Genomic DNA, 15,549 nt, shown 5'->3' with positions numbered 1-15,549 from the left:
CTACCCAAGCGCCCCGCGGACGAGCCCCGGCACGTCCGTGATGATCCCGTCGACGCCGAGCGCTGCGAGATCCATCGCCTCGCGCGTGTCGTTCACCGTCCACACGTTCACCACGAGCCCGCTCTGCAAGAGCCGCCGCACCGTGCTGCCTTGCGTGAGGATCCGCTCCACGTGCGCTGCCTGCGCGAGGCCCCGGGCGAGCTCGAGCGCGGCCCGCGACCAGCGCGTGCGATGCACCAGGAGCGCCCGCGGGATCCGCGGCGCGAGCGTGCCGAGCGCCGCGACCATGCGCGGATCGAACGACGACACGATCACCGGCACGCGTGGATCGAAGGCCCCGAGCTTGCGCGCCGTTGCTCGCACCACGGCCGCTCGATCCGGCACGTCGTGCTTCATCTCCACGTTGACGCAGAGCTTGCGCGCCTGCGCCAGCGCGAGCACCTCCGTGAGCCGTGGCGCGCGCTCCCCGCTCCCCACGTCGATCCGCCGGATCTCCTCGTATGGCAGATCCGCCGCGGCCCGCGTGTCCGCGCCGCTCGTCACGCGCTCGAATGTCGGATCGTGCAGCACGACGAGCTCGCCGTCCCGATCGACGCGCACGTCGAGCTCGATCCCGTCCGCGCCCTCCTCCGCGGCGAGCTCGAAGGCCGCGAGCGTGTTCTCCGGCCGCGCCCCGCGTACGCCGCGGTGCCCGTACACGAGCGGTGGCCGCCCGTTCGCGCGCCGGAAGGCGAGGGCGCCGCGCGACCTCACGTGTCGAGCTCCCGCGCGATCGAGAGCGCCACGGTGCGTGCACGCGTGATCTCCGACAGCGGGAACGACGCCGCCCCCACGACCGGATGCCCGCCGCCGTCGTAACGCCGGCAGATCGCTGCGATGTCGTGCCGCCGCTCCTTGCCGCACCAGGGGTTGTACCCGACCGACACCTTGCAGTGCTGCTTCTGGCGCGTGAGCGTCACGGAGTAGACGGCCTCGGGGAAGAGGGCGTACGTGACGAACTTCGCCGCCGCGTCGATCGGCGCGTCGCTGAGATCCACGAACACCACGCTTCCCATCATCGTCCCGACCTGCTTCACGCGGCGGATGAACGTCTCGCGCGCCGCTCCGAGCGGGCGGAAGAGCTCGGCGATGTCCGTTCCGCGCGCCACCTCCTCGAGCGGCCGTTCGAGCAGCCGCGGCACGATGTCCTTCAGGAACGGCCCGTCGCCGTGGTGCTCCACGACCGACGCCAGCTTGAGCACGGGTTCTTCGCGATCGACTGCCGCTTCCGCCGAGGGAAAACGGGCCGCGTCGATCACGTCGGCCCAGGCGACGAGCGGCGTGAGCGCCTCGCTCCGGATGCCGAACCGGCTGCTCGCCACGTCTGCGATGAGCTTCGTGCACGAACCGTACGTGGGCTCGTAGAACACGTGGTGCGACGCGTCCTCCGAGGCGAGCGCCTCGCGTTGCTCCTCGGCCGAGCCGAACGCGGTGATGTGGTGATCGAAGTACCACGTGAGGCGCGTGCTCTTCGTGTAGCGAAAATCCAGGATCGCGTTCTCCTCGCCGTCGAGCCACCCTTCCGGGATCGTCTGCATGCCGGGGCCGTAGCCGCACGAGCGGTACCGGAACGAGAGCGGCTGCCTGGGGGCGAGGGAGCGCGCGAGGTGGGTGAACACGGCGGCGCTCGCCATGCCGTCGAAGCAGTGGCCGTGCGTGGCGACGACGATATCGCGGGGCTTACTCACGCGGGACAGCGGTAGCACGGCCCCCACGACCGAGCACCGCGCGCCTCGGACGTTTTTTCGCGCATCGACGCATGGGGGCTTCGGAGCGGGGAACCAAGTAGCGAGCGCTTGCCGAGCAGGCCGTGCTCCCGCCGGGACAGACGCCCCGCCTGCCTCGCCGGCCGCACGGACGAGCGGGCTTTCGGATCAAGCCGTACCGCGCTCGGCGGGCGTCATCACCCAGAGCACCGCTCCTGGCCGGATCCCCGCGGCCTCCAGGGACAAACGTTCTCCGCCCTCGCATGGGTCGTCCTCGACGAACCGCTTCGTCCGCGGCTCGAACAGGATCCATTCGGTCCCGTACGTCATCGGAGGCACCTTCGCGCCTGCGCGGCGTAATGCCTTCCAGATTCGCGCGATCAGACTCGAAAGGTGCGTGTGCACGTCGAGCGAGAACGTCCAGAGCTCGCTCTGCTCCCCGAGGAATCGGCGTGGATCCACCGTCACGTGCCGCCCGGCCACCCGCGTCGGAAGTTTTGGCACCGCCGATCGCGCGGCCGACCGCGGCCCCTCCGAGGGCGCCATCTCCGTGATCGATCCCGCCCATGCCGTTGGCTCGTCCCCTCGAATCGGCCGTTCCGAGGAGGGCGGCACGACGAACCGCGGCGTTGACATCGACGAAGGCGGGCTCGGCGGCGTGCTCGAACCCACGACCCCGCGGGCTCGGTCTCCCGTCGCCAGCAAATCCTCCCGCAGCACCTCGCCGGGCGAAACGAATCTCGCGAGCTCCGAAAGCATCTCCTCGGCGCTCTGGGGCCGCGATTCCGCGGGAATCGCGAGTGCGCGCTCGACGACCGCGGCCACATCCGCGGGCACCCACGGCGCGACCTCCACGAGCGACCTCGCCGGCGTCACGCAAATGGCCACGAGGAGCTGCCCGATCGACGAAAGATGCTGATGGGGCGCCCGTCCGGCGAGCGCCGCATAAAGCACGCACCCGAGCGACCACAGATCCGTCCGATGATCCACATCGCGGCTGTTTTGCACCTGCTCGGGCGACATGTAGAGCGGCGAGCCGAGCAGGTTTCCCGTGGCCGTCAGGTCCGTCGTCTGCCCGAGGCCGAGTGGCTCGGCGCGGACCTTCGCGATGCCGAAATCGAGGATTTTTACGGTCAGCGTGCCATTCGGCTCGCGGGCGAGGAAAAGGTTTGCCGGCTTGATGTCCCGATGCACCACGCGCGCCGCGTGGGCCGCGGCGAGCCCGCGGAGGACCTGGCTCGCGATACCGAGGGCGCCGCGCAGCGAAAGCGTGCCGATCCGGTCGATGAGCCGCTGCAGGTCCTCGCCTTCGAGCAGCTCCGTCACGAAATAAAGGTTTCTGCTCGGTTCGTCGGTCCCAGTATCGAGGATACGGACGATGTGCGGACTCTGGATGCGCGAGACCGCCTGTGCTTCCCGACGAAAGCGGCGCAGCCCTTCCCCTTCGGCGAGGTGGTGATGGAGCACCTTCACGGCGACCCGCGCGCCCGTCTCGGTGTGCGCGGCTTCGTAGACGGCGCCCATCCCCCCTCGTCCGAGCAGGGAAATGAGCTTGTACTTCTGGCCCAGAGTCTCGCCGATCAAGCCGGGCCAAGGTAAACGACGGTCCTACCGTTGGCAATGAGCAAATGTTCAGTACGTCCGGCGGCCTCGCTTGCCAGGGGAAACCCTGGTAGGCAGCCCTGATGAACCTACGAACGATCCTTCCTCACGTATTTCTGTTCCTCGTCCTCGCCGTCCCGGTCGTCGCCTGCGACGAAGGCGGAAGTGGAACCGGCGCGGGCGGCGGTGGCCAGGGTGGCAGCGGCGGCCAAGGCGGTAGCGGTGGGCAGGGCGGGGCGGGCGGCATGTCCACGTCGAGCTCGAGCTCCGCGAGCGGCGGATCGGGCGGCGCGGGCGGCACCGGTGGCGCGGGCGGCGCGGGCGGCGCCGCGTTCGATTGCTCGAATCTGCCCCTTTGCGACGATTTCGAGGCCGCCACAGCAGGCGAAGCGCCGGATCCGGCACGCTGGGCGGTCGTCATGCCGAACTGCATGGGCTCCGGCACGGCCGCCGTCGACGCGACCCAGGCGCACAGCGGCAAGAACTCCGTGCTCGTGACGGGCAAGGGCGGTTATTGCAATCACGTCTTCATCGCGCATACCGCGGCGTTCGCGGAGCTCGGCGACGTGGTCTATGGCCGCTTCTACCTGCGCATGTCGGACGCGCAGGGCGACGGCCACACGACGTTCATGGCCATGCGCGACGAGAACGACGGCCCCAAGGATCTCCGCATGGGCGGCCAGAGCAAGATCCTCATGTGGAACCGCGAATCCGACGACGCGACCTTGCCCTCGCTCAGCCCCACGGGCATCGGCATGAGCGTCGCGCTCACGGCGAATCAATGGCGCTGCATCGAGTTCCAGGTCGACGGCGCCGCGGGCGCGATCCGGACCTGGGTCGACGGCGCCGAGGTCCCGGGCCTCGTGATCGACGGGACCCCGACGCCCGACGTGGACCAGCAATGGCTCACGCAGAAGCCGAACTGGAAGCCGAACGTCACGGATTTGAAGCTCGGATGGGAGAGCTACGCCGGCCAGGACATGAATCTCTGGTTCGACGACGTCGCCCTCGCCACGACCCGCATCGGTTGCCAATAGGCGGACCGGCTCAGCGACCCTGAGCCGCTTCGCCGCGCAGCACCATGCACGTGCTGGCCAGCCGGCATACGAGCGCCTTCTCCTCGTCGACGATGTCGCATTCGATGTACCCGAGCGACCGCGACCGCTTCACCATCCGCGCCTCGGCGCGCAGGCGCGATTTCCATACGGGCTTGAAATAATTCGCTTTGAGCTCCACCGTCGTGAAGCTCTCGCCCTCCGCGAGCGTGCTCGCCATGGCGAAGCCCATCGCGGCGTCGCCGAGATCGACCAGCACGCCGCCGTGCATCGTGCCCATCGGATTCGCGTGTTTGCTCGGATCGCCGACCAGCGTGAAGACCGCCGAGCCTGCGCCCACGTCGACGAGCTCGAAGCCGATCAGCTTGGCGATCGGCGGCGGCTCGGCGCCCTTCAGGATCGCCCGCATCTTCTTCATCCAGGGGGTCTCTTCGGTCGTCGTCATGATTCGTCCTTCTCCGAGGCCTTTTGCTCGGCGCGATCGAGGGCGGCGTAGGCGAGCGCGCGGCTCGCGGTGAGAATGGCGTCCGAAAGGGGCGTCCCCTCCGTGGCGCGGGCGAGGCTCAGGCCGCCGACCATCAAAGCGAAGAGCCCGAGCGCGAGCTGCTTGCCGCCGATCGGCCCGGCCACCTCGCCGAGCTCCGCGGCGAGCGACTCGACCTCCTCGGCGAACGCCTTCTGATAAGGCGCGCCGAGCACGGAGATGTCGCTGAGCGTGGCGGGCAGCGGGCAACCGGCCTCGGGGTTGTCACGGTGCGAGCGGGAGAGGTAGCGGCGCAGGATCCACGTGAGCCGTTCCTTCGCCGTCTCCCCGCGCGACTCTTGTACGAGCTCGGACCAGTTGTTCCGCAGCGCGTCGCGCAGGGCTTCCTCGAAGAGCGCCTCCTTGCTCTCCCAGTGCCCGTAAAAGCCGCCGACCGTGAGCTTCGCGCCCTTCATGACGTCGGCCACCGACGGCAGCCTGAGGCCTCGCGTGCGCAAAAGACGCGCCGCCGTGAGCCGCAACGTCTCGTGCGTGCGCTCCCAGCGATCGGCCTTGGAGAGGGGCTCCTTCTTCATGCATGATGAATGTCATATGACATTCATCATGTCAACCTCGCGGGCAGGAACCGAGCGAGCGGCCGTCAAGGGCGGCGGCGGCGGCGCACGGCGGACACGAGCGCCGCGCCGCCGAGGAGGGCGAGCGCTCCGGGCAAGCTCGACGCGCCGCTGACGGCGCATCCTCCGCCGCTGTCCCCGTTTCCGTTCCCGTTTCCGCTCCCGTTTCCGCCTGCACCCGCGGCCCCTCCTGCGCCTCCTGCGCCCTCGCACCCCGGTGGCGGCGGCGGGCAGGGCGGGGGCGTACCCGCGGTCTTCGAAACCTGAAGGTAACGTTCGACGTTCACCTGCTCCGCCGCCGCGCCCACGACGAGATCGGCCGCGAGCGCCGGACGCGAGAGCTCCGCGTACATGCGCGTCACCCACAGATTCTGGTCGTCGATCGTGCCGTACAGTTTGTCGAGGTCGGCCTGGCACTCCTCCAGCGCGGTCGGCCCTGCGGGATCGTCCCCGTATCCGCTGTTCGCCGGGTCGTTTTGGGCCGTGTTGAGGAGGCCCTCGGCGAAGTACTTCGAGAAGGGCGCGGCCGTCTCGATCAGCCACGCCTTGCCGCCGGACGCGTCGAAGTTGTTTTGCCGGAGCTCTTTGTAGTTGCTCGATTCCGTGTCCCAGTTCCACACGAGATCCGAGACGCCGATCTCGAAGCGCGGGAAGTTCTTCGGCTCGTACCGGCCTTCGCCCATCACCCAGAGGGAGATCGGGGTCGTGGCACCCGTCCCCGCGGCGACCATGCGCAGCGGCAGAGAGAGCGACGCGCCGGGCCCGGTGACACGCACGGGGCGCATCGCGTTGACGCCCTGGCCGGGCACGAGCTTGAGCGCGAGGAAGTCGAACCCCTCCTGCACGTACGCGTTGATGATCGGCGCGATGTCGGGCGGGATGTTGTAGCCGTTCATCGTGAGCCAGTTCGTCAGCGCGTTCGGGTCTTGCGACTTGAGCTGTACGGTCGCGTAAGGCCCCACGACCTCCTCGGCGATGACCACGACGCCGCCGCCGCCCGTGCTGCTGCTGCTCGCGAAGCCCACGCCCCCGTCGAAGCCGCCGAAGCAACCCGGCGGCAGCGTGCAGGTGATGGTGGGCGAGAGGATCTCCACGCGCGTCCACTGATCGAGCATCCCGAACAGGGCGTCCGACGAGAGCCCGACCTCGACCTCACCCTTGATGGGCAGCACCCACGCGAAGGACGAGGGTTCGCCTGCGTAGGTGATCTGATCCCAGAGGGTCGTCTGCTGCTGGGAGATCGAGAGGATCATCCGGTGGCTCGAGACCTGCGTGGACTCGGATTGGCTGATGATGCAGCCGCCGCAAGCCTCTGCATCACCCGCGCGAAGGACGGGCGCGGCGAGCAGCGGGAGGGACAAAACGAGAGCACGAAAGAGCTTCATCGCGACGTCTCCAAGGCAAGAGGTCCGCACGGCGTCGTCGACGCCGCCTTGACAGGACACATGATGATTATCATATGATGAACGTCATACGAAGGGAGCGACCACATGGGAACGAGCTACATCATCGACACCGCACGGACGCCGCGAGGGCGCGGCAAGGCTGGGAAGGGGGCGCTTTCGGGCGTCCACCCGCAGGAACTGCTCGCGCAGGTGCTCCGGGCGCTTCCGCAGCGTACCGGATTTGATCCTCGCGAGGTCGAAGACGTGATGGCGGGCATCGTCTCGCAGGTCGGCGAACAAGGCGCGAACCTCGCCCGCAACGCGGTGCTCGCAGCAGGGTGGCCTGAGGAGATACCAGGCGTGTCGCTCAACCGCTTCTGCGGCTCGGGCCTCCAGGCGGTGAACTTCGGCGCCATGGCGGTCGGCTCGGGCGCGATGGACCTCGTCGTCGCCGGCGGCGTGGAGAGCATGTCGCGTGTCCCCATGGGCTCCGACGGCGGCGGGCAGGACGGCGGCAACCTCGAGCTCCGCAAGCGCGTCTTCCAGGTCCCCCAGGGCATCAGCGCCGATCTGATCGCCACGCTGGAAGGTTTTACGCGTGAGGACATCGACGCCGTGGCCTTGCGTTCTCAAAAGAACGCGGCGCGCGCCATCCAGGAGAAGCGATTCGCGAAATCGCTGATCCCGGTGACGGATCCGAAGACGGGCGCGACGCTCCTCGTGCAGGACGAGTTTCCCCGGCCGAACACGACGGCCGAGGGGCTCGCCGCGCTCGAGCCCTCGTTCGTCGCGCTCGGCAGCGCGGGGGCCGGTCCGAACGGCGAGACGCTCGATCAGATCGCGCTGGCCGCATACCCGCAGGCGAAGGAGATCCGGCACTTCCATACGGCGGGCAATTCGAGCGGCATCGTCGACGGGGCCGCGGCGGTGGTGCTCGCCTCGGAGCAGTACGTGAAGGCGAAAGGCGTGAAGCCACGCGCCCGGATCCGTTCGATGGCGACCGTCGGGACCGAGCCGCTCATCATGCTCACGGCGCCCACGCCGGCGAGCCTGAAAGCGCTGCGCGCCGCGGGCATGGAGGCGCGTGACATCGACCTGTGGGAGATCAACGAGGCCTTCGCGGGCGTCGCGTTGCAAACGACGCGCGCGCTCGGGATCGACCCGGATCGCGTGAACGTCAACGGCGGCTCCATCGCGCTCGGCCACCCGCTCGGCGCGACCGGCGCGATGCTGCTCGGCACCGCCCTCGACGAGCTCGAGCGTCGCGACGCGCAAACCGCGCTCGTGACCTTGTGCATCGGCGGCGGTCAGGGCATCGCCACGATCCTCGAACGGGTCTGAGGTTCAGCCTTTCGCCCGCATTCGATCCGCGATCGCCCGCACGTGCTGCGGGCCCGTCCCGCAGCACCCGCCGACGATCGTCGCCCCTGCCTGGATCCACGCTTCCGCGAGCTCCGCATAAAGCTCCGCTCCGCGCGCAGCCTCCCCCCAACCAATGCCCTCCTGCACGGCGCCCGCATTCGCATAAACACCGAAAGGAATCCCCACCTCGGCGAGTTTTTCCACGTACGGCAAGGTCCGGGTCGCCTTCGTGCAATTGATGAGCACGGCGCTCGCCCCCCGCTCCGCGGCTTCCCGCGCGCCCGCGAGGACCTCCGCCGGCGTCAGCAAATCCGCATCCGGCCCCGCGGTGAACGCCACCCACACGGGCAAACCCGTCCGCAAAGCCTCCTCCACCGCTATGAGCGCCTCGCCGACGTGCGGGAACGTCTCGCAGAGGATCAGATCCACCCCCGCATCCGCGAGCACCTCGCAAAGCTCACGGTGCTCGGGACGAGGGTTCGTCGGGGAGAGATCCGGCCTGTAACAATCCTCGAGCGGCGCCACGCTCCCCGCGATCCGATGCCCCGGCGGCACGCTCTCCCGCGCGATCACGACCGCCCTCCGCGCGAGCTCCTCCCAGCGCTCGCCCGCGCTCCTCCGCTTGGTCCGGAACGTGTTCGCCGTGTGCACCGTCGCGCCCGCCGCCGCGTAGTCGCGATGGATCGCAGCCACGACCTCAGGCGCGCGATCGAGCGCGAGCGCGCTCCAGAGCGGCGCGGGCGTGGGCACGCCGCGCGCGGCGAGCTCCGTTCCCATCGGTCCGTCGAGGATCGTGCACATCGCGGGGCGCATCTCGGCTTAGGATGGAGCCAAAGGCGCGCCGCGGGCAGTGCCGCGGCCGGCCCGACCTCCACGATGAGCGCACCTGCCCCGAAAAACGTGCCCCGCCATGCGACCCATGGCTACCACACGATGCTCGTCGTCATGGGCGGGCTCCTCCTGCTCCTGGGCGTCTTGAGCCTCGCGCTGTTCGTCCTGTCCGGGCTGCCTTCCGCGGGGAGCATGATCCTCGTCTCGGTCTGCGCCGTGCTCGGCGGGGTGTTCGCCTTCTTCGGTCTCGTCGGTCGCCGGGTCGGCGCGGGGGTGCAGGTCGTCAACACCTCGTTCGACCTCATCAACCGCGGCCGCCTCGCCGAGGCCGAGGCGCACCTCGATCTCGTCGAGCAGGGCCGCCCCGCTCCCCTCATGACATGCGTCGCTGCCGTGCAGCGTGGCCTCATCGGCATGCGCAGGGGCGACATCCCGGCGGCGCTCGCCGCGCTCGATCGAGCCATCGCGACCCCGCACGGCGTCCTCCACCGCGCGCAGATCCGGATCCAGATCGCGGCGGCCCGCGCCATCCGCGCCTTCTTGCGCGCCGCGAGCGGCGATCGCGCGGGCGCGCGCGAGGACATCGACGTCGTCCGCGGAAGCCCCGACGCCCTGCCGCAAGCGCTCGGTCGTGCCGCCCTCGCCGAGGCGATCCTGCTCGAACGATCGGGCGATCGCGACGCCTTGCGCGAGCACCTCGTCACGCATCACGAATTGCTCTTCGACGCCACCGATCGCCGTGAGCGCACGATCGTCCGGGCCTTCCAGCGCATGCTGGAGACGACCGCGACGAGCGTGTATCGCAAGGGCGCGAAGCGTGACGCGGACAGCGAAGAGCCGCCGCTCGCCGACTGGATCGCGCAGGTCGTGCCCGAGGCCGCGCCGTTCGTCGAGGTGGGCGGTGCACGCCCGGAGAAGACCGGCGAGCTGCCCGCGGCCGAGGCCACCGAGGCCGCGAAAAAGGCCGTCGCGGAGGCGCGCAAGGCGGCCGAGAAGAACGCCGCGCCCAGGAAGGCCGTACGCAAGGTCGGCCGGGTCGTCGTGCTCTGGGCCGCGCTCGTGGCCGTGTTTGTCGCCGTTTATAACGCGCTCGCGCCCTCGGGCGCGGGGAGCGGGGGCGGCTACGAAGACGTCCCCGAAGAGCCGATGGATCCGATCCTCCCGTTCGGCCTGATCTTCCTCGTGGTCTTCGCCGTGCTGATCGGCACCCGTGTCTACTGGTTCCTCCGGGCGCGCAAGGAATCGCAGGGTCTCTTCGCCGCGCTGAACCTCGTCGCCAAGGGGAATTTTGCCGAGGGCGGCGCGGCGCTCGAACGACTCACGTCGAGCCGCCTCCCGATCCTCGCCGCGCAGGCCGAGCACGCGCTCGCGCTCCTCGCCGAGAAGCAGAGCGATCTTCGGGGCGCCCTCGATCGCTGCGATCGTGGCCTCGCGCGGCTCGTGAAGTACGCGATCCGCATCTCGGCCTCCGACATCCTCCTGCCCGATCTGATCAGCGAGCGCGCCTTCCTCCTCGCGGCCATGGATCGACACGCGGAGGCCGAAGCCGAGCTCGCCTCGTTGCCCCCGGCGTACCCGTACAAGAGCCGCGCCCTCTTCCGCGTGCGGCTGCTCTCGCGCATCCGGCAGGGAGATCTAAGGAGCGCCGCGGAGCTCGCCACGCGGGCGGGGCTCGATCTGCCGCTCTCCGCGCGCGACGAATTGCTCGTCGATGTCGTGCGTGCCGCGACGAACCCGGAGACGGCCGGCGCTGGAGAGATCCCGCGGATCAAGCGCGAGCTCCGCACGTACGCGCCGATGCGACGTTGGATGGAGACCGTCGCACCGGGCGCGCTTACCGCGCTCGAACGGACGCCTGAGGACACGCCCCTCGAAGCGACGAACGATCGAGACGCGCGTGCCGAAGAGGAGGCCCTCGCCGAAGCCGAGGCGGCGCGCGCCGCCAAGCGTGAGCTCGTGGTGCCTTCGTGAACCTGCGCGGCGCCGGCGCCCTTCTCGCGGTTGTCCTGGCCGCACATCCCGCCGCCGCCTCCGGCCCCGACCTCGGTCGTTTCGCGCCCACGGGATACGTCGAGGGGTTTTTCCAGTACAACCTCGGCGCGCCGTCGAATGGCATCACCCATTATCGAGGCTTCGACAACCGGCACGCCTCGTTCACGCTCGCCAACGTCGCGCTCGGCGGCGACTGGGAGCGTGGCGCGGCGAGCGCGCGGATCGTCTTGCAGATCGGCCACACGCCGAACACGTATTACCTCGCCGAACCCTCGCTTCCCGGCGCGCCCGGCACCTCCGCAAGTAATGCGGAGACGACCTGGAAATACCTCCAGGAGGCGCACGTCGGGTATCGCATTCCGATCGACCGCGGCCTCACCGTGAAAGCCGGGCTCTTCCTCTCGCCCATTGGCATCGAGGGCATGGCCGTCAAGGACAACGGCCATTTTTCGCGCTCGAACCTCTTCTTCGGCCTGCCGTTTTACCACACCGGCGTGCGCGCCACGTACCCGCTCTCCCCACGCTTCAAGCTCACGCTCGCCGCCTACAATGGCTGGAACAGCGTCGTCGACAACAACACCGAAAAGTCCGTCTCCGCGCAGCTCGCGTACGAAAACGAGCGTTTGTCCGGGGCTCTTCTTTATTTCGGCGGCGTCGAGCGCGGCGAGGGCGCGCCCGAGGGACGACCGTTTCGCCATCTCGTCGACGCCTGGGCCCGCGCCACGTGGTTCGATCGCCTCACGCTCGCCCTGCACGGCGACGTCGGCTTCGAGGTGAACCACTTCGGCCGGAGCGGCTGGGCCGCGGCTGCGCTTTACGCCCGTTTGCGCGCCGTGGGGCCGGTCCACCTCGGGGCGCGGGGCGACGTCTTCCGCGAATGGCGCGCGAGGAGCGCGCGCGGCGAGGCGTCCGCGATCTTCTGGCCCGTCCCTTGGATGGCCTCCGGCACCTTCACGGTCGACGTCCGCCCGCGCGACGACCTCGCCGTCATGCTGGAACTCCGCCACGACGCCGCCGCGGGCGACGTGTTTTTCCGCGGCGCCGTGCGTGGCGCGGGCACGCCGGACGATCCTTTCGTCCCGAATGCCCGCGCCCAGACCTCGATCACGCTCGGCGCGACCGCCTGGTTCTGATCACTTCACGGAGACGGTGTCGAAGTACGTGAACTTCTTGCCCTTGACCTGCACGATCACGATGGGCTTCTCGGCGTTGCGGTTCGCGTCGATGGTGATCGAGCCCGTCGCGCCCGGGAAATCCTTCGTCTCGGCGATCGCGTCGCGGATGGCCTCGGGCGTATCGCCCTTCGCGCGGCCCATCGCGTCGAAGAGCAGCATCGCCGAGTCGTAGCCTTGCGCCGCGAGTGCGCTCGGCTCGCGCTTGTACTTCTCCACGTACTTCTTCACGAACGTCTGCGAGCTCGGCGACGGCATGTCCGGGGAGAAGTGGTTCGTGAAGTACGCGCCCTCCATCTCCTCGCCCGCGTCGGTCACGAGCGAGTCCGAGTGCCAGCCGTCGCCGCCGACGAACATGTTCCCCGGGATCCCCGCGGCCTTCGCCTGCCGCGCGATCGGCACCATCGCGTTGTAGTAGACCGGCGCGTAGATCACCTCGGGCTCGGCGCTCTTGATCTCGTTCAGGTACGTCGTGAAGTTCGTCTCGCTCTTGAGGAAGCTCTTCTCGGCCACGATGGTCATGCCGAGCTTCTTCGCCTCGTTCTTGAACTCGTTCGCGAGCCCCGACGAGTAGAGGTCGTCCGAGGCGTAGAGCAGCGCGAACTTGTTCTTGTTCAGCTTGTTCTTGACGAACCGCGCGCCCATCTGGCCCTGCACGTCGTCCGTGAAGCAGACGCGGAAGACGAACGGGCCGACCTTCGTCACGTCCGGGTTCGTCGACGAGGGCGAGATCATCGGGATCTTGTTCTTGTTCGCCACGATGCCGGCGGCCTTGGAGCGCGACGACGCGACCTCGCCGAGCAGCGCGACGACCTTGTCGCGGTTGATGAGCTGCAGGACCTTGTTCGAGGCCTCCTGCGGGTTCGACTTGTCGTCCTCGAAGAGCACGCGGACCTTCTTGCCCTTCACGCCGCCCTTCGCGTTGATCTCCTCGACCGCGAGCTCGGTGCCCTCCTGCGTGTCCTTACCGAACTGCGTCTCGGCGCCGGAGAGGCTGAGGTAGGCGCCCACCTTCCACTCGTTCGAGGCAGGCTCTGGGCCCACGCCACCGTTTTCCTTCTTGCCGCATCCCACCCCGAGCGCCGACAGCAAACAAAGGCCGGCCACAGTCCCGATCCAACGACGTCGTCCGAGCATGGTCCTCGCTACTCCCTGCGGCGGAGCATGCCACAGGCTTGACGCCGCGGAAACTACGCAGCCACGCTCTCTCTACTCGCGGGGGGCGCTGACGGCAGGCGAACCCGGCATCTGATCCACGAGGTCGCCTTGTCTTCTACCGATCGCTTCGAGAAGCCCACCGGGCGCAGCTCCACGACCTTCGCGCCCCCCGCTCCCGCGGCGGGCACGCGGTTCTCCGTTTGCCAGGAGATCTCCGTGCTCTGGGGCGATCTCGACGTGATCGGGCACGTCAACAACACGCGCTACTTCGCCTGGTTCGAGGAGGCACGGCTCGCCTACCTGCGCTTGATCGGCGTCGACATGTCGAGCGACGCGACGCAGAAGGCTGTGCTCGCCTCGACCACCGCCGACTTCCTCCGCCCTGTCTTCTGGCCCGACACGGTGCGCGTCGAGGGCAGGACGACCCGCCTCGGCCGCACGAGCCTGACCATGGACTACCGCGTGACCTCGACGTCCCAGCAGGCCATCGTGGCGACCGGGAGCGCCGTCGTGGTGCTGGTTGCCTCGAGCACGAACCGGCCCGCCCCCATCCCGGACGTGATCCGCGACGCGATCCGCAGGATCGATCCCGACGCGCGCGACACGCTCTGATCGCTCGGGCATCCAAACGTTGGACGTCCAAAGGTTCGACGTCCGACGGTCACGCGCGAGCGGGGCGCGCCGAGGGGCGGCCCAACGCTCACAGGCACCTCCGGAACGGCATCCCCTCCACGTTCGGCGAGGCACCGCCAGCGTTGGTGCACGTCGTTCCATTCGGACAGACGCCGTCGGCCGTGCAATCGCGGCTGCATTTGCCGCTATTGCAATGCCCGAACACGCATTGCGTGTCGTTCGCGCAGGCTGCGCCCACCTCGCCCGCGCCCGTGGGCAGGCAGAGGCCGATGCGCCCGCCCTGGATGTTGCCCACGGCCGTACAGGAATAACCAAAGGCGCAGGCGCCCTGATACCGGCACGAATTCACGCACGCGTCGCCGGCCTGGCCCTGGAACGTGACGGACGAGGCGCAGTTCACGGCCGGCGGGGGCGGGATCGTGAACGCCTGGAAGTTCATGTGCTGGGCGTCGTTGCAGAGGTTCACGGCGTTGCCGAACGGATCACAATGCCATTCCGTGGGCACGCTCCCGCCGGGCATCGGACCGTACACGTCGGGCGGCCGCGTGCAGAGGCCGTTCGAGCAGGTCCAGGGCGCGAGCAGCGAGGCCCGCTGCGGGCAATCGGCGTTCGTCGTGCACGCGAGCGTGCAGGCCCCGACGAGCAGCGAGCTCGTATCACACGCGGCGGGCACGATACAGGCGGACGTGTTTCCGGATTCGCAATACGCCTCGGCCTTCACACAAACCTTCGTGGGCGGGTTGCCGACGGGCATGCACCCGTATCCGTTCGGGCAATCCGATCCCGTCGCGCACGCCACCGTGCAATACCCCGGGCCTTCGAGGCAGCCGAAATTGCAGGTCGAGGCGTTCGCGCACGCCTTCCCCACGTCGCTCGTCGTGCAATATTTCTCGGCGCCCACGGCGCTGCAGCGCATCCCGCTCGGGCAGCCGCCGTCCGCGATGCAGGCGCGCGTGCAGCGCTTCGGCCCGTTCTTCCACATCGGCTCGCACGTGAGCCCCGCCTCGCATTCGCCGTCGGCCGCGCAAAGATCGAGCTCGCCCTTCGTCGGCCCGCCGCCCCCGCCCCCGGAGCCGCTCGAAGCGCTGCTCGACGATGCGCTGCTGCTCGAGGACGAGCTCGCGCCGGATGAAGCGCTCGAGCTCGTCGCGCCGCCCATTCCGCCGGCGCCGCCCATGCCGCCCATGCCGCCCACGCCGCCCATACCGCCGGTGCCGGGCCCGGCGCCGCCCTGGCCCTCGTCGGGCAAACACTGCCCGGCATAACACCGGAATCCGGCCTCGCAGTCGCGCTCGGTGTCGGCGCACTCGCGCTTGCACTCGCCGGCGATGCACGCGCCCTCGATGCAGTCGCTGTTGATCTCGCAAGGCGTCGCGCTGGCGCACCCGGACTCCGTGGTCGCGACCCCGAAGATCGAAGCGGCGAGCGTGACGATGGACAGAAAGGCAAACGAGGTCGTCCGGGCGTGACGCATGATCGCCGACGCTATCACAAGCCGAGCCCGTGCTACAAAGCA

General features: G+C 69.1%; 14 protein-coding genes. 5 read left to right on the top strand and 9 right to left on the bottom strand.

The features are described 5' to 3' along the window. The 3 genes from KEG57_RS26650 to KEG57_RS26640 form a co-directional block, all read right to left on the bottom strand. Complete coding sequence (locus KEG57_RS26650) at positions 1-753, bottom strand: glycerophosphodiester phosphodiesterase (RefSeq protein ID WP_272427157.1); 753 nt, start codon at positions 751-753, stop codon at positions 1-3. Continuing rightward, positions 750-1,727, bottom strand: coding sequence for a hypothetical protein (locus KEG57_RS26645; protein WP_272427158.1), 978 nt, complete (start codon positions 1,725-1,727; stop codon positions 750-752). Before KEG57_RS26645 ends, KEG57_RS26650 begins: the two co-directional genes overlap by 4 nt. A gap of 186 nt (positions 1,728-1,913) precedes the next feature. Continuing rightward, positions 1,914-3,329: a serine/threonine-protein kinase gene (locus KEG57_RS26640; protein ID WP_272427159.1), complete on the bottom strand. Its 1,416-nt coding sequence runs from the start codon at positions 3,327-3,329 to the stop codon at positions 1,914-1,916. 101 nt (positions 3,330-3,430) lie between these two features. On the opposite strand from KEG57_RS26640, the gene KEG57_RS26635 reads away from it, so the two are divergent. Beyond that, positions 3,431-4,384 carry a hypothetical protein gene (locus tag KEG57_RS26635; RefSeq protein ID WP_272427160.1) on the top strand — a complete coding sequence of 318 codons (954 nt, stop codon included), beginning with the start codon at positions 3,431-3,433 and terminating at the stop codon, positions 4,382-4,384. Positions 4,385-4,394: 10 nt separating this feature from the next. On the opposite strand, the gene KEG57_RS26630 is transcribed toward KEG57_RS26635, so the two are convergent. From KEG57_RS26630 to KEG57_RS26620, 3 genes are all read right to left on the bottom strand, one after another. Continuing rightward, positions 4,395-4,847 carry a PaaI family thioesterase gene (locus KEG57_RS26630; protein ID WP_272427161.1) on the bottom strand — a complete coding sequence of 151 codons (453 nt, stop codon included), beginning with the start codon at positions 4,845-4,847 and terminating at the stop codon, positions 4,395-4,397. Further along, positions 4,844-5,461, bottom strand: a complete 618-nt coding sequence (locus KEG57_RS26625; RefSeq protein WP_272427162.1) for a TetR/AcrR family transcriptional regulator — start codon at positions 5,459-5,461, stop codon at positions 4,844-4,846. The genes KEG57_RS26630 and KEG57_RS26625 overlap by 4 nt, the downstream gene beginning before the upstream one ends. 65 nt (positions 5,462-5,526) lie before the next feature. Further along, complete coding sequence (locus KEG57_RS26620; protein WP_272427163.1) at positions 5,527-6,885, bottom strand: DUF2330 domain-containing protein; 1,359 nt, start codon at positions 6,883-6,885, stop codon at positions 5,527-5,529. 105 nt (positions 6,886-6,990) lie between these two features. On the opposite strand from KEG57_RS26620, the gene KEG57_RS26615 reads away from it, so the two are divergent. Further along, positions 6,991-8,226 carry an acetyl-CoA C-acetyltransferase gene (locus KEG57_RS26615; RefSeq protein ID WP_272427164.1) on the top strand — a complete coding sequence of 412 codons (1,236 nt, stop codon included), beginning with the start codon at positions 6,991-6,993 and terminating at the stop codon, positions 8,224-8,226. A gap of 3 nt (positions 8,227-8,229) precedes the next feature. On the opposite strand, the gene KEG57_RS26610 is transcribed toward KEG57_RS26615, so the two are convergent. Next, positions 8,230-9,060, bottom strand: a complete 831-nt coding sequence (locus KEG57_RS26610; protein ID WP_272427165.1) for a homocysteine S-methyltransferase family protein — start codon at positions 9,058-9,060, stop codon at positions 8,230-8,232. 63 nt (positions 9,061-9,123) lie between these two features. Between KEG57_RS26610 and KEG57_RS26605 the strand changes: the two genes are divergently transcribed. Continuing rightward, entirely contained in the window at positions 9,124-11,049 is a 1,926-nt protein-coding gene (locus KEG57_RS26605; RefSeq protein ID WP_272458885.1) for a hypothetical protein, read from the top strand. Then, positions 11,046-12,203, top strand: a complete 1,158-nt coding sequence (locus KEG57_RS26600; RefSeq protein ID WP_272458884.1) for an outer membrane beta-barrel protein — start codon at positions 11,046-11,048, stop codon at positions 12,201-12,203. Before KEG57_RS26605 ends, KEG57_RS26600 begins: the two co-directional genes overlap by 4 nt. On the opposite strand, the gene KEG57_RS26595 is transcribed toward KEG57_RS26600, so the two are convergent. After that, positions 12,204-13,349, bottom strand: coding sequence for an ABC transporter substrate-binding protein (locus KEG57_RS26595; RefSeq protein WP_272427168.1), 1,146 nt, complete (start codon positions 13,347-13,349; stop codon positions 12,204-12,206). Between the two features lie 159 nt (positions 13,350-13,508). On the opposite strand from KEG57_RS26595, the gene KEG57_RS26590 reads away from it, so the two are divergent. Further along, positions 13,509-14,012, top strand: a complete 504-nt coding sequence (locus KEG57_RS26590; protein ID WP_272427169.1) for an acyl-CoA thioesterase — start codon at positions 13,509-13,511, stop codon at positions 14,010-14,012. Positions 14,013-14,100: 88 nt separating this feature from the next. On the opposite strand, the gene KEG57_RS26585 is transcribed toward KEG57_RS26590, so the two are convergent. After that, positions 14,101-15,507, bottom strand: coding sequence for a hypothetical protein (locus KEG57_RS26585; RefSeq protein ID WP_272458883.1), 1,407 nt, complete (start codon positions 15,505-15,507; stop codon positions 14,101-14,103). Between the last annotated feature and the right edge of the window lie 42 nt (positions 15,508-15,549).

The sequence above is a fragment of the Polyangium jinanense genome (assembly GCF_028435365.1).
Note: the sequence above shows the minus strand (reverse complement) of the source record. Positions and strands in the feature narration are given on the sequence as shown.

What these genes read in the sequence shown, in the direction of transcription:
- KEG57_RS26615 (WP_272427164.1), top strand. Translation starts at nt 6,991, where the DNA reads ATGGGAACGAGCTACATCATCGACACCGCACGGACGCCGCGAGGGCGC.
- KEG57_RS26585 (WP_272458883.1), bottom strand. Translation starts at nt 15,507, where the DNA reads ATGCGTCACGCCCGGACGACCTCGTTTGCCTTTCTGTCCATCGTCACG.
- KEG57_RS26620 (WP_272427163.1), bottom strand. Translation starts at nt 6,885, where the DNA reads ATGAAGCTCTTTCGTGCTCTCGTTTTGTCCCTCCCGCTGCTCGCCGCG.
- KEG57_RS26635 (WP_272427160.1), top strand. Translation starts at nt 3,431, where the DNA reads ATGAACCTACGAACGATCCTTCCTCACGTATTTCTGTTCCTCGTCCTC.
- KEG57_RS26605 (WP_272458885.1), top strand. Translation starts at nt 9,124, where the DNA reads ATGAGCGCACCTGCCCCGAAAAACGTGCCCCGCCATGCGACCCATGGC.
- KEG57_RS26630 (WP_272427161.1), bottom strand. Translation starts at nt 4,847, where the DNA reads ATGACGACGACCGAAGAGACCCCCTGGATGAAGAAGATGCGGGCGATC.
- KEG57_RS26625 (WP_272427162.1), bottom strand. Translation starts at nt 5,461, where the DNA reads ATGAAGAAGGAGCCCCTCTCCAAGGCCGATCGCTGGGAGCGCACGCAC.
- KEG57_RS26610 (WP_272427165.1), bottom strand. Translation starts at nt 9,060, where the DNA reads ATGCGCCCCGCGATGTGCACGATCCTCGACGGACCGATGGGAACGGAG.